The following is a 15,098-nucleotide window of genomic DNA, read 5'->3' on the forward strand; positions in this document are numbered from 1 at the left end:
CCTAGATTTTTTTAAAAAACGGCAAATTTATTTAGTTAGCTGAACTACACACTCATTTTTGTTTTTAGTGAACTTTGAATTTATAGCTATTTATACATACCTGGAAAGTATGTTTTGGGAATAAGATATTGCAGTGGTAGTGTTATTTCAACTTTTTCATTATAAGTAAAATGAGCAAAATTGGAAATTTCACAATATGGCTTATTTATTGGTGGTGTATTAATTGAAATATGGAATCCAAAAGGTATATAACTTATTTCTCCAAAATACCGCATATACCCATCCAAGTTCGAAAATGATAAGGCATTTCTTAAATTTATTGCGCTTGTCATGTATGCAAAAACCCTAATCCCTTTTGGAAATTTATTACTTTCAGGTTCCATTAAGAATTCTTTTAAACCAGATTGTTGAATAAGGTAACCACTGCTTTCTAATGCAACAAACATTGTTAGAATTTGTTTAATAACATTAAGCGGTTTAATTGGATATTTAGCGCACATGTATTTATTTGCATATACTGTAGATTTGAGAACATACATTCCTATTTTAGCAAATTCTTTATAGTCATTAGCATACCATCCACCTGTATTATTATTACATGAAACACAAAAATACATTCCACCTGCACCACGAGGACTTCTCTTTTTCTTTCCATAAACGTGACTTGACTTATCATGCAGATTTTCCGAATCCTGAAAAAACACAGGATCTGAATTATAAGCTGCCTCTGGCGGAACATGTTCAAATGAGAGTTTTTTAACTTCACTACATAACCTACATTTTCCTGTTTTTTTCATTAATTGAAATGAATTAAAATAAATACTTAATACGAGTCGACATCTTTTATAATCTGATATGCTGAAGAATCTCTGTAGTCTTCATTTTGAAGAATATCATCAAAAACATCCATTGCATTTTCTAAAATTAAACTTCCTTTATTATATTCTCTTAATGCATTGTAAGAGTTAACTATAACTTGTAAAGGTTCGTTTCTATAACTTCTTTCAGTAATATCTGTTAAATATTGATTTTTGTATTTACTTGCAAGAGCTATACAATCTTTAGGATAATTGTTAGAAGACTTTAGTAAGAAATCATAAAAATGATGCTCTCTATATTTACCTACTTTTGAATCAACATATTTGTAAATAAAATTTTTAAGTGTTGTAAATAAATGAGGTTTGATATGAAAAAAAGCTCTATTGTAAATTTCACCTAAATCTTTATCATTATTATCGTAAAATCTCTCAACTAAAGATAAAGCTTCTACAACTTTGTTTTCATGCTCTATAAATTCAAACGCAGTTCTTATAATAGTATTGGGATTGCTATATTTTAAAAATTCATTTAGTAGTGACTCTGAACCTATATAATTGTTGCAATAAGCCAATGTAACTAGTTTACCTATTTCAGCACTAGATTCTTTTACCTTAACTGCTTCTTTAAAAAATGGATGTAACCTAACAAAGTTATGATGTACCAAATATTGTAGTGGATTAAGAGATACTTTTAAAATACCTGGATGGAAATCATTTGTTAATTCTAAAAATAATTCCATTACACGATCTTCACCATGCTGTAACAAATACTGCATTTTATATATAGCTGCAGCTCTAGTTGAAGGTTTTGAATTGTTAACTAGTTTTTCTAAAGATTCACAAATAAAGTCAAAATGTTTTTCTGAATAAGAGTAATCAATTAGTGCACTTGCCGCTGCACCACGAACAGAATTAATACCTGTTGCTAAACAATCATTTAAATTATCTCTCCCTTCATCACCATCTAATATATTATCCTCAAGAAATTTTAGAACCTTTTTATTGGATTTTTTATTTTCAGGAAAATATCTTGTTAACCAAATAAGGTATAATGTATTTTCTTTTTGAAAAGTTCTACTCTCAATAGTCCTACAGAATAATTTTATTAATTTTTCAGTCTCTATTTTTCCATCTTTCAACCCCTCTAATCCTTTAACAATATAAGTATTGGAAACTTCAATATCTTCTACTAATTCCTCAATAAAGTTTAAAAACTTTGATGGGTTTTGCGCTACTATAATTGCAAATCTTCTACCGTGCTCGAATTCTGTAGGCTGATTCCAGCTGTTGAAACTCTTGTTACTGTAGTTATATTTTTTAAAGCTACTTCGCCAATTATCTAAAGTAAATTTATCATAGCTTGCATTTAAAGGATCTCTATTTACGTGTACTGTAACACCTTCTGGTTCTTTATTATCTATTGCACCAAATTTACGTTTTAGCTCTTTATATTCTTTGAGTAATTTTTCACTTACCTCTTTATTAGCATTTACAATTGACGATAATAATTCATATTTACCTACACCATAAAATCTATTTTTTCTGATAGTACCGTCATCATTTTTGAAAACTCTTAATTCATGTGATTTATGGAAATTAGGAATAATTTTATCATTTAAATATTTCTTTTGTTTATCATCTAGTAAAGTATAGGTTTTACCAAAAGTTTCTAACATCATATAGTTAAGATATTGGTTTAAACTATATACATCAGTAAATTTTTGAAGATTTGAAAAGAATAAGTAAGATTCTTTTTGAAATTCCTTGGGATATTTAAAAATAATACTAAACCCAATAATTATTTCTGTAATATAATTTGAGTTTATATATTCACTAACCTCATTTTTTACAAATTTTGGATTTGTTTTGTATGTATCCTCTAAATATGTCTGAAGTTTATCTAATTGATCGTGATGCTTATAAAGATCGTTACTCTTTCTATCGTATAATAAATAAGCAGCATCTGATTTGATTGTACTCTTTGATTCATAAGTACGTTTATTTATAATTTCTTTGACTATGTTTTTTACCAATTGATATGCTATATCTGGATGCTTTTTCCAAAAGTCGTCATAAATCTTACTTGCATGATTTCTGGAGTAAAAATAATTAGTTTCATCACTAATATCTGTCCCTTTATCTATGTTAAGATTTGACAATATCTGATTCTTTGTCCAATTAGGAAAATGTAGAATAGTATTTTCTAGCACTCGATAATACCAATAGTCTTTTTTGTAATCTGGTCTACGTAAAAGAACGTTTTCAATTAATGCAATAGCGATAGGATTTTCAACTTCAGGAGCACGCCATAAATAGTCTATCACTAATTCATCTTTAATATTAGAATCTTTTAAAGTTTGATAATATTCTAATAAATACTTGCCTTTATTTACATACATAAAACGTCTAAAAACATTAAGAAGTTGAGGTTGAGCTGCTGCCTCATCACTCTCTAATTCTTTTCTAAAGATATCATTATTGATGAAAAAGTGTAACCAACCTTCTCCTAAAAAAAGAGATAAAAAGGTGTTTCTTAAATCCTTATTTTGAAATATATTTTTCTCAATAAAATCTGTTTCTAATTTAAGTGGTTGATGTTGAAATGCTATCTGTTGCAACACTAGTAATTTAATATGGAATCTTATTTTTGCATTTGCAATTAGTTCATTTATGTCTTTATTGTATTCTGCTTTATCTACACTTCTTCTATAATTTAAAATTTGCTTAATTTTTGATCGTATAAATAATCCTTGATGTCTACTTAAAATATCTTCAGTTAAATTTTTATTCTCATTTGTAAAGTTTCTAGCAAATGAATAATCAAAAAAGGATTGATGAAAAAATTCTATTTTATCTGTTGTATTTATAATCCCCTCTGTTCTTAAATATTTAATCTCTTTTGAAAACTTATCTTCAAACAGTCTCTGATCAATATTTATTTGTTGAATATCGTACATTTTTGAAGCGAGCATAAAAATAAATTTAGAAACCTTTACGTAATCTATTTTTCTGGTATAAAGACTTTTATTATCAATAATCTTATGACTCCACAAAACCGAATATAGATCTTGTAAACTTTTGATTTCATCAGTATGTAATTCTACACTATAAACTTTAAGAAATACATCTAAATGCAATGGTACTGATATCAAATCTAGGAATAGATCACTAAACTGCGTAGTTTTTTCAATCCCAGCTTTATTTAATATATTTAACAGTGTTTCTCTTTTTAATTGCCTTATAACAAAACTCCTTTTACCTTTATAGTTTGAAATAATTGGGTCATAATTTAAATCATAAATTCGAGTTGAAATAATGATTTTTACTTTTGGATGATTAATGAATCTTTGAATTAAACTGTCATAAAATTTTAGGGGCTTTAAGTCTGAAGATAATGCTTGAGAAAGAGCATCTATTTGGTCAATTAATAAAATACCTTGTTTTTCTGTATCAATTAATTGATTTAAAAAAACATTAAAACCTACTTCTAAATCAAACTGATCTTCTAATTCTTTAGAGGTATTGAATGTTAACCTGTCTGCTTTAAGAGATACTACTGGTATTTTTTCTTTTTCTAATAAATCATATAATTGTGAAATTACAACCGATTTTCCCATTCCAGCATTACCTGCAACAATAGCAATATTCGTTTCATTCTCTTTGAGTTTTTTGTCAATCCACTTATATATTTCACTTACTTCTGGTCTTGTAATTTTTAACTCTTTATTTTTGCCAAAATGAGTTTTAACTCTACGAATATCGTTAGATATTTGTTTTGCTTTAGCTTGAAGCTCTGCACTTGATAATTTTGAACCTTTTAGTTTATCCTTGTTATTATCTTGATTACTTTCATTTAATGATCCAGAAGAGTAAGATATTGTAGAAAAATATCTATTAATTACATCAATATTTGACCTAATAACTAAATCTAAATCAACTTCATTTAAAGAAGAAATATTTAGTAGATTTAAAAGTTCTTCAATTCTAGGTTGTATTTCCTCTACTTCAATATTTTTGAAACTTGTTGCCCTTAATTCTTTTTTTATTAGATGAGTAATGCTTTCAGATTTCCATTTGTTTTTAAAGTCTGCTAAAAAAAGTTTAGCTTTTTGTGTAAAGTCTTTTGAAGCAACAATATAATATGTAAAAGTTTCTATATTATTAATTAAAGAAGAAGAAGATAATACATCGTTATTTTTTTCTTTAATTTCTACGACGTGATGTAAAAGAAGTTTTATTACTTCAGATAATATAAGACTTACACCTATACTATTTTTATATTTTTTACATTGGATAATGCCATTTATTTTACCTTCTAAAAAAAGCATAATATCAGCTCCCTTTTCACCAACACCAGAAGATAATTCAGCAATATCATAAACACCTTCATAAAAACCTTTATTAATTAAATCTTTAAAATAGTGATAAACAACCTCCTCAAACTCTCTAGGTGTAAGAGTATTAAAGTCTAATGGCCTATTTGCATATACATCTCGTTTCATTTATTATCTAAATTAAAATGGATTCCATCATCTAATAACCATTTATTAATATTTTTTTTCTCTATCATAGTCTTATTACTAGAACATTCAATACTTTTTGCAAAAAAAAGTTTACTTACTGCTTTTGAGTTACCCAAAGGATTAAATCTATGTTCTATTAAGTTTTGTATTTCAAATAATGGTAAACTTCTCATAGAGACCTTCTTTGCAAAAGTAAGAAGTTGAAAATCATTGTAGTCTAAACCTAACTTTGCCTTTTCCCACTCTTCAATTGCCTTTATAGATTCTAATGCTAAAGGTAAATCGGCAGGTGTCATTGCATTTCTTGCTCTTATAAATACTTCAGTAATTAAATAACAATTACTTTCTGATACCAAAATAATATTTGCTTTTTTATTTGCTTCGTGTTGATGCCTTAAGTTTTTAAACAGGAGTTGTGATTTAAGATCTCCTTGATTCCAATGGAGATTACTAGCTGGTGATCTATATTTTACATTAAAAAAAGTAGTTTGACCATTATGTATTACTTTAATATCATCTATTATACTAATATCAGTAGTAAAAGCTTCTGGGTATATTATCCTATTAGCTTCAAAAAAACTATATGCTACTTGCAATGCGAGAAACCAGTTTTGATATGCTATGCCAGAATGTGTTGAACTACCTCCTGAATATGGCATTAATTAGATGATTTGTATGTATGTTTATACTAAACAATAGTTAATATGGTTTTGTTTTTATTATTATAATAAAAGTGATTTTATTTATTTTATTACAATTTAAGTTATTATTATTTGTTCATTTATTAGTACCAAGAATTATCGAACATTATTTTTTCCATTTGCCAAGGTGCATCGCCAATTACACTTGAATCATAAACGCTTTTATTGATATCCGACAATTTACTCTTATCTGAAATAAATTTATTATATACTATTTTATTTTCATTTTTATGTGTAAAATTAATACTGATTTTATCACCCTTTTGATCTAAACCAATTACTTTTTCTTTGCTTATTGTAAAATTTTTAAAAGATAACAAAAGTGGGTTTCTAGAGGGGTTTTCATTTAGAAGGTTAAATGTATTTATTAATACTGGCTCAGCCAAAAGTACTAGCAATTCTGTTTTATCATATTTAATATATTTAAATAATAGAATATTACTTATTAGAATCCTTTTATCATTGAATTCCAATATCATTGGTCTGTTATGAAAATTTGGCAATATTTCCGAGAATAAATTATTCTTATAAGTTAATATTTTTAAATCATTCTCATTTAGAAACAATACATTTATTAAGTTTATGAACAGTCTAATATTATGAATGGGGTACCCTATTACACCCATAAAAGTGTGCCTCTCTTTATGAACTCTTGAATTCCTAATACTTCTTGCTCTATCAAAATCAGGTTTCAAAAACTGTAAACCAGTTTTAGATAGCACTTCTTCAATTAACTTATATAGCTTTTTATCTCTAGCTTTACTTTTGGCTGTTGATTCCGTTTTTAAAGGAATATCTAATTGTTTTGCTTTTAGCTTAATTGCAATTTCAATAGCAACTAATGCCTTAGTTACTGCTTCATCTAGCAAAGCAGCGTGATGATAAGACAGAACTATTAAATATTCTATAGTTTTAAATTCATTACCAATATCTTCTGGAACACATCCATGAAATTTAGGTGACAAGTTTATTTTTTTATAAAATTCTTCTTTACTATTAATGTTATAGACTTCCCAAAGTGAATCTGGTTTGTAAAATTTTTCTTGCAATTTTTTTTATTATTTTTTGATTAGGTTAAGTTTACAAACTCTTTCTTAATTGTTTCGGTTACTTTTTTGGATATTTCTAATTTAGTTGCTATTTCTTCCCATTTTAGAGTAGCTTTTTGTATTTCTTTGACAATACCTTTTGGGTTCTTTATTGCAAATTCTTCAGCAATAGTGAGAAGATCTTGTAAGTTAATATTATTTCGTTTATTGTTTATGGATAAAGCTCTTGTTACATTACTAAACGTTAAGTTTATATTTAATGGGTATGTTAAATCGTATGCAGGTGCTAAATTCCATAAGTCTGTTTCTTTATTATAGATAAAACTATGGTTTTTTAAATGGTCGTCTATATTCGCAAAAACGATATTAAAAATCATTCTTCTAAATAGTTCTTGTAAGTCTCTATAAGGTACTTTTAAATCTAACGCTACTTTGAATACATTTTCATAACTGGCATTATCGGGTTTTTTAAAATCCCATCCTGTTAAGCCGGAAACTGTTAGTACATGTTGTTTTTCTCCTTTTTGTCTATCGTAACGTAATGTGGCAAAATGCTTGTCTTCAATTAGTTTTGAAGGCATCATTTGAATGCCTACTTCTTTTGCTAGAAGATAATATGCATATTCTATTTTTTCTTTGTTATATCCCCAATCTTCATTGATGCATAGTTTTACAAGGTAGTGATTGTAGTTATTTGAATATTCGATATCTCCAGGAATAATATTACCCGTTTCTTTGTGTTCTGAGATTAAAATTTTAGGACGCGCACCCCCTGCAGATGTACCGATTTTAAAGATATTTAATAGCGCTGCATCATTTAATGTTTCTGCACTAGTTTCATTTTTTAAGTCTAATACTTTATTTAAAACCTCTACAATTTCTTCAATATCTATTCTTGTTGTTTTTGGTATTTCTGCTATAGGGAAGTATTCTAATGCTCCCATACCCCGATTAGAAACATAGGTTAATTGTTCTAATGGTGTAATTTTCCTAAACTCTTTGTTTTTTGCTTCGAACCATTCTTTAAAAATAATATTCCCAAACATATCTGGAAGAGAATCTGCAATCATTGGAGGTAATCCTCTAAAGGTCTCTCCTTCAAATTCTGTGAAAATTTGTATTGGTTTGACCCGCTTGAAAATATAAGGAAATATGTTTGTGTATTGGTTTGACTCTAAAAACTTAGGATTGTACTGAAAATAGGATGTACGCTTATCAATATCGTAACCTACTTTGCCTATTTCTAGACCAAATAAGGTAACCTTTATGATGTTGTTTTTAGCCATTGTTAATATAGTGAATCGATATTATTGCTATTTTCTACATCTTTTAATAACTTATAGAACTTTTCTAACAGATTAAAATGATTTGCAATTTTTAATGCGGTATCTAACGTCGCATTTTTACCATTTTCAAATTTTTGAATTGTGTAACGGGATAAACCTAATGCTAGAGCTAGTTCTTCTTGAGACAGTTCGTAATTTTGTCTTTTCTGTTTGCAAAGTTTACCTAATTGCAATTTGACATCCTTAATTGTAACAGCGTCAATCATTATTGATTTGTTTATTATAATACACAAATATACTAAAAATAAATCATATGTTTATTATAATACACAGTAATAAAGTATGCTAATTCCTAATATGAGAATTCTATTTTATCTTTTTAGACTGCATATTTAGACTTTCTAAGAACACTTTGTTTTATTTTCTCCCTTTCTTAATTAGTTTTAATGCCCAATCGTAATGGCTTGAAGTAGCAGATATCAAATAAGAACCTAAAGAGGTAGTGCCCGTCCACTTGTATCTCTTTTTTTCGAAAAGCTCTTCATCAGTGTGCTTTTGTATGACGGCTCTTATTTTTTTATAGGAGTTTTGTAGTAGTAACCTCGCTTCTTCTAAATCGGTTTGTTTGTACTTTTCGTTAATCCATTTGTTTAATTTAGGAGTTGTTTTCCAAGTATACCCTTTTGCTGGAATGTTTGGTTTTACTCCTGTCACACCTACTTTATACCAATCTAACGTCATTACGTGCCAATGATGTAAATGTGCTACAACATCTCTAATATTTCGATTCATTGTATCAGTAGAAAATTCGCTTCGCTGTTCCTCTAAAGTTAAGTTATCAATAAAATTATTAAGCTTTTCGAAATTCTTTTGGCTTAACGTAACTAGTACGTCTTTTGTTTTAGGTCTAGGCATAATTTTGAACTTAAATTATTACTATATTGCTTTAGTTTCTACTTTAAAATTAAACAAAAAATTTATAAAAAACTAGTGCTTTTTCTATTAATATCGTTTGTCTATACTCTCTTTATGAAATGCGATTAGATTGAATAATTGACGCATTCTAGAGCGTACACGATTCCCATATCTTTCTTCGAGTTCTTGAGCATTGAGGTTGGTGGTTGCGTGGGTTTTGACCCCTCGACTGCGCTCGGGGTGACTGGATCTTACAAATAAATCATAACGTGATAAGAGGATTTCACCCATAACATTGCAATCTTTTCCGAAATGGCGACCTGTGATTTCTACTCCTAAATCGTCAAAGCAGTAAAAATTATTATTGCCATACTGTTCTATAATTGAATTCGAATGCTATGTTTCTTACTGGAATTACTTTGTATGATTTGCGATGAGGCACGATAAATGGTAGTAACTTCATTAAACTTGTTTTTCCACATCCTACAGGACCTGATAATAAGATTCCTTTGTTTGGATCTATTTTTAATTTACTACATGTTTTAAAATCTCTAATAAAATAAATGCATAGCTTGTATAGAATCGCTTCATCCTCTGCATACAATTTAAAGTTTTTACCAAATAATAGTTTTCCTTTTGCTTCTAAATAGATTTGTATTTTTTTAAAATCGTAAAGAATTTTATTTTCTTTTAGTTCGCCTAATTGGTATTGGACACTGCCTTCTGTTATGATATGGGGTGATTCTATTTTCATTTTTTTGATGGATTCCTGCCTTGGCAGGATTGACACGTTGTTTTTTATACTAATGGTCTGTTCATTTTGTCTAGAAACAAAACCCTTCGACTACGCTCAGGATAAACCAAGCCAAAAATTCAAGCCTTGGATTTTCAGCGGTCAATTTAATTTTCAAAAGCTAAAAGAAAATAACTAAGCTTCGCTTGCTACCCTCAAAACAAAATGCCATTTTGTTTTTCGGCAATGCTCAAACAGATTTTATTTTTACGCTTTTTCAAATGATTGACTCTCGCTTGCAAATCCTATGTCGGTTAAAATTCTGAATATCAATTATTGCGCTTCTTTTTTATGATGGGATTGCTACGTCGTAAACTCCTTGGAATTTATAATCTCATTAGCTAGACCCTTCGACAAGTTCAGGGTGACATAGAAAAAATCAAGACTTACTTTTATTTTTATTAAATTCTACTTTTTACTTCATTTTCGAACCCAGACCGCAAAGTTCCCCAATCAAGTTGAGGACATGCTTTGGGTTCTTTGAATTCCGTAAAATTTGAATTTTACCAAAAATAAAATAGGCGGTTTAGATTATACCTTTGTATCATATTTTGTTTTAATTATGAGATTCCTCGTTGTTCATTCTTCTCTCTGTGGGAATGACATTTACCTCGCTGATGAGACCCTGAAACAAATTCAGGATGACGCGAAGCGTCAGAGAGGTTCATTGTAATTTTTATTTTTACTAGTCTTTAGGTTTTCAGCCCCCTTCGATTCTCCCAAAGGGGGAAGGTTTAGGTTGTCCGTATTTTGGCTAACTGATTTTTGGTTTGTTCTCTCATCTCGACTGCGCTCGATATGACCTGCTCGAGATGACAAAATTTCTTTAGCTTTTATCATCCAGTTTTTTGCTGTTGCTTGCCAATTGACAATTTTTGTTTTGCCGCCTACTTTCCAACCAATACCCTGATAATGATTGTAGAATTTTTGAGCTTCAATTTCTGGCCAGTTTTCTTTTTTGAAAAAATCAATTACTTCATTTTCATTTTTGGGCTGGTCAAGTTTAGTAACGTTTTTATTGTTTCTATTAGTTTGTATATGTTTATATATAGGTACCAATGCTTGTCCACTGCTTGTCTCATTTTTGGTACTGTTGTGTACCACTACTTGTCCAGAGCTTGTCCCGAATTCGAACATCTTAATTTTACTGCCTTTGTAGGGATTGTGTGATGGATAATATATCATGTATTTCCAATGGCTTAATTCTTTGATACATCTGTGATATGTAGATTTTGACCCTATTTTTGATAATTGCATGACTTCTTCGCGATTGATATAAAAAACTTCTGCAAACCGATTGATATTCCATAGTTGAAATAATGCCATGTATAGGCTGATGTGTGTTGGGTTTAAGCGATTGTCTTTTGAGAATTGAATGAATACGCCTTTGAGATGTTTTATGAAATTTACATTTTGCATAGTGTAGACTTCTCGATACAATTTTACTGTCCTAATTCGCTAAGCTCATTTGGACAGTAAAATCACTCGAAGTGACAGAGGTTTTAAACTTTAGAATTTATTATGAATGCGGTTTTCTTCGAGTACTTTTTGGATTTCTTCGTAATCGTAATAAATAACTCCGCCTACTTTAGAGTAGGGGAGTGTGCCATTGATTCTTAGGTTTTGTAATGTTCCTGGAGAAATGCTTAATAAGTCTCTGACTTCTGGAGATTTTAACCATTTTTTTGGAGCAAATCCTGACTGATGATTGATGATTGCCTTGATGTCTTCTAATAATTCTTCTTTGAAGTCTCTTAAATCTTCTGTGGTAATGATTGTTGCTGCCATTTCTAATTATTTTTTAAATTACACATTATTTTTTCATTTTTTCTTGATAAAACCCTTCGACAAGCTCAGGGTGACATGGTTCTTTACTATTTATGGTTCTCTATACACTCTTCGCGAGCTTAGAGCACTCTAACTGACATTGTTTCTGTTTTGTTGGTGTTTAAAAGGTTCTCGACAACTTCGTTGGCTACTTCTAATGAAACATTCTTTTCATTAGAACCAATGCTCGAACTGATATGTTTATTATTTTATACTTTTTTCTTGATGAAATCCCTATGTTTTTTCTTTTCCTTAATAAGAAACATTCTGATAATTGTTGCTGCCATTTTTAGTGTTTTTAGTTTTACAAATTCGTATCAAAAGATCCCCGCTTTTGCGGGGACTTCGACAAAAGGTCTCTTTTGTCTTGATTTGACTTTCGTTTGACAAAAATGACAAGTATTGTTTTAATTTATTCTTAAGTTACACCTGTATCAGGTGTTTTTTATTACATTTTTTTTATTGTTTAATATTATAAATTGATTTATTAAAAAGCTACTACTATTTTCAATTCGCTATAAATTTTATGATGGTTTGAGTTTTTTATAAACACCATATATGGTGTTGTACAGGTGTTTTTATCTCTATACTTGATAGTTTTTTTTATATTTATGCCTAAACTAAACATATAATTATGGGAAAATTTGAAATCTATAAGGACAAAACAGATGAATTTAGATTTAGATTAAAAGCTGGAAATGGCCAAAATATATTAGCCAGTGAAGGTTATAGTGGGAAATCTGGTTGTACTAACGGGATTGAATCTGTAAAAGAAAACGCGCCAAATGATTCGCGATACGAACGTTTAACTTCTAAAGGTGGAGATCCTTATTTTACTTTGAAAGCTTCTAATGGACAAGTGATTGGGACTAGTGAAATGTATTCTTCTACAACTGCAATGGAAAACGGAATTGCATCTGTTAAAAATAATGCGCTTAATGCTTCTGTAGAAGATCTTACTTAATTTATGATAAGATTTTTTTATACTAAATAAAGAACTCCTAATGAGATTTTATCATTAGGAGCTTTATTTACTAATGGCTTTTCTTTACTTTTTGCCTGACCAAAATCATTTGATATGTTTAAGGAGATATAGGATTTTATGTTTTCTGGATTCCTGCTTTACTGAAACAAGTTCAGCACATTCCGCAAGAATGACATTGTTGACCCTTCGACATGCTCAGGGAGACATCCAAAAATCAGGATTCACTTTTGTTTATTTCTCCTTTACTTTTTTGCATTGATCAAAAAAGTAACAAAAATATCTAGCCTTGAATCTTCGACGGTCTTTCTAGTTTTCAATCACTAAATAAAATGAACTCGCTCAGCTCAAACAGCATTTCATTTTACGTGATTTTCAAACAGAAGACACTCGTCTGCCAGATTCTATAGCGGTTTAGATAGTGACTAGTTTATAATTCTCTTTTTAATTTATAGATTCCTGTCTTACTAAACAAGTTTAGTATAAAGCCCAAGGATGACAAATCTGTTATTCTATTCATCGAGGTCTTGCATATATTTTACTAATGATGATTTTAATGTGTCTAAAAATTTGGTTGTGTTTATTTTGCGAGCTCTTATATCATTGAAACTTTGATAGTAATTTCCTAAGTCTTTTTTGAATAATTTTTCAAAAGCTAATGTGATTTCTTTGATATCTACATTGCTATTATTTATTCTTCCACTACTATACAGGGCATATATTAACTCCACTAATTCGTTGTTGTTTCCTGTCCAAATGAGTTCGGATTCTTTTTGAAAAGGATTGATAATTTCCATGTTTTTTGAATTGGTATTTAATTGGGCAATTTCATTTTTTAGATACTCAATTAACTTTGTATATGCCATGATTGTTGCTACTAAGCTGTCGTGACTTGTTGAGAATTGATCTTCTGTAAAATAGTGAAATGCTTCTCTATTTAAACTGATGGTTTTATTCTCTCTTAAAAAGAATTGTTCATCTAAATGGGTTGCGTTGCTTTTATAATAGTGATAAAATTCTAAATTGTTGTGGAAATATGTTTGATAATTAGAAATAAACTTTTTTAAATATTTTATTTGTTCTTTTTTACCTTCTTTAGTTCGTCTTGTTACTATATGCAACTGCTCTACATAAAATATTAAATAGCTTAACACAATGGGTTTGACCTTTTTGTAGAATTCTATTTCTTCTGATTTGTCGTTAAAATAGTATTTTGCAACAAATTCTCTTAGCTTTTCTAATGCCTCTTTGCAAGCTATTATGCTCTGCTCTAAAACACAGTGGATGTTCTTTATTTTACTTTCTAATGCCTTAAGATTATGCTCCAATTTATGGATTAATTTGTAGCAATTTTTCAAAATAATTGGGGATTTATCTCTTTCTTTTATATAAAACACGGGGCAACCTAATATTTGTAAATAATTGTAGTTACTCCCGTGTTTAATTCAAAATAAAAACAGGTTGTTAACTAATTCAAATTTTATAATGATGAAACAAAAAACCACTATACTCTATTGTCTGTTTTATTATTTTGAAGATTATACCATTTCGAATAAGAATTGGTATTGTTTTAAAAAGGGCTATGGGGGATGATCTATCTTTTGTGTTAACAGCCTTTTCTAAAACATTTTTTATTCTTTCATATTTAATTGGTTTTATACTTTTTTACTTTTTGTTTGTTAGCCCTTCGACATGCTCAGGGTGACAGGGTTCTATACTCTTTTTTGTTCTCGATACACTCTTCGCAAGCTCAGAGCACTCGAACTGACAGGGTTAATGTTTCTTTTTTAATTTTATAAATTTATTATGTTCATTTTAGTTCACAACATTTCTATTTTATAAATATGAGTTCATGAATACTTCGTATTTGTCTTGAAACAAAACCCTTCGATAGCTTCGCTAGCTACTTTCAATGAAAACATCTTTTCATTTCAGTAATGCTCAGGATAAACCAAGCCAAAAGTTCAAGCCATGGATTTTACTCAGGTTGTTCATATTTACTTTTATGGACTTCGTGAATAACTCAGTTATTTCGACGGTCAATTACGTTTTTAATATCTAAAATAAAAGAACTCACTTCTTTCTAGTCAGTGTCAAACAGCTTTTATTTTAACGCCATTTTCAAACTATTGACACTCGTCTGCAAATCCTATGGCAGTTTAGATTCTGACTAACTTTATAGTTCTTACTTTTTTTATCGATTC

The 15,098-nt window shown here is 29.2% G+C and carries 11 protein-coding genes and 1 pseudogene; 1 reads left to right on the top strand and 11 read right to left on the bottom strand.

The window, feature by feature from the left end; translation table 11 throughout:
• Window positions 1–86: 86 nt before the first annotated feature.
• The 10 genes and pseudogenes from BTO18_RS07120 to BTO18_RS07165 form a co-directional block, all read right to left on the bottom strand.
• Window positions 87–797, bottom strand: a complete 711-nt coding sequence (locus BTO18_RS07120) for a hypothetical protein (RefSeq protein ID WP_105015565.1) — start codon at window positions 795–797, stop codon at window positions 87–89.
• A 26-nt stretch (window positions 798–823) separates the two neighbouring features.
• The gene (locus BTO18_RS07125; protein ID WP_105015566.1) at window positions 824–5,320 is read right to left on the bottom strand and encodes an ATP-binding protein; all 4,497 of its coding nucleotides are present in this window, start codon (window positions 5,318–5,320) and stop codon (window positions 824–826) included.
• Window positions 5,317–6,000, bottom strand: a complete 684-nt coding sequence (locus tag BTO18_RS07130; RefSeq protein WP_105015567.1) for a hypothetical protein — start codon at window positions 5,998–6,000, stop codon at window positions 5,317–5,319. The genes BTO18_RS07125 and BTO18_RS07130 overlap by 4 nt, the downstream gene beginning before the upstream one ends.
• Window positions 6,001–6,125: 125 nt before the next feature.
• Window positions 6,126–7,091 (bottom strand): hypothetical protein, encoded by a 966-nt coding sequence (locus tag BTO18_RS07135; RefSeq protein ID WP_105015568.1) that lies wholly within the window; start codon window positions 7,089–7,091, stop codon window positions 6,126–6,128.
• A 20-nt stretch (window positions 7,092–7,111) separates the two neighbouring features.
• Complete coding sequence (locus tag BTO18_RS07140; protein WP_105015569.1) at window positions 7,112–8,377, bottom strand: type II toxin-antitoxin system HipA family toxin; 1,266 nt, start codon at window positions 8,375–8,377, stop codon at window positions 7,112–7,114.
• Between the two features lie 2 nt (window positions 8,378–8,379).
• Window positions 8,380–8,643, bottom strand: a complete 264-nt coding sequence (locus BTO18_RS07145) for a helix-turn-helix transcriptional regulator (RefSeq protein ID WP_105015570.1) — start codon at window positions 8,641–8,643, stop codon at window positions 8,380–8,382.
• Window positions 8,644–8,794: 151 nt separating this feature from the next.
• Entirely contained in the window at window positions 8,795–9,292 is a 498-nt protein-coding gene (locus tag BTO18_RS07150; RefSeq protein WP_105015571.1) for a ClbS/DfsB family four-helix bundle protein, read from the bottom strand.
• A gap of 87 nt (window positions 9,293–9,379) precedes the next feature.
• Window positions 9,380–10,046: pseudogene (locus BTO18_RS07155) on the bottom strand (P-loop NTPase family protein).
• 693 nt (window positions 10,047–10,739) lie between these two features.
• Window positions 10,740–11,504: a hypothetical protein gene (locus BTO18_RS07160; protein ID WP_105015572.1), complete on the bottom strand. Its 765-nt coding sequence runs from the start codon at window positions 11,502–11,504 to the stop codon at window positions 10,740–10,742.
• 90 nt (window positions 11,505–11,594) lie between these two features.
• On the bottom strand, window positions 11,595–11,873 hold the full coding sequence (locus BTO18_RS07165; protein WP_105015573.1) for a helix-turn-helix domain-containing protein: 279 nt from the start codon (window positions 11,871–11,873) through the stop codon (window positions 11,595–11,597).
• Window positions 11,874–12,546: 673 nt separating this feature from the next.
• Here BTO18_RS07165 and BTO18_RS07170 point away from each other — a divergent pair.
• Window positions 12,547–12,876 carry a YegP family protein gene (locus BTO18_RS07170; protein ID WP_105015574.1) on the top strand — a complete coding sequence of 110 codons (330 nt, stop codon included), beginning with the start codon at window positions 12,547–12,549 and terminating at the stop codon, window positions 12,874–12,876.
• Between the two features lie 530 nt (window positions 12,877–13,406).
• Here BTO18_RS07170 and BTO18_RS07175 read toward each other — a convergent pair.
• Complete coding sequence (locus BTO18_RS07175) at window positions 13,407–14,222, bottom strand: RteC domain-containing protein (protein WP_170063241.1); 816 nt, start codon at window positions 14,220–14,222, stop codon at window positions 13,407–13,409.
• Window positions 14,223–15,098 lie beyond the last annotated feature (876 nt).

Source organism: Polaribacter porphyrae, assembly GCF_002954685.1.
GTDB lineage: Bacteria > Bacteroidota > Bacteroidia > Flavobacteriales > Flavobacteriaceae > Polaribacter > Polaribacter porphyrae.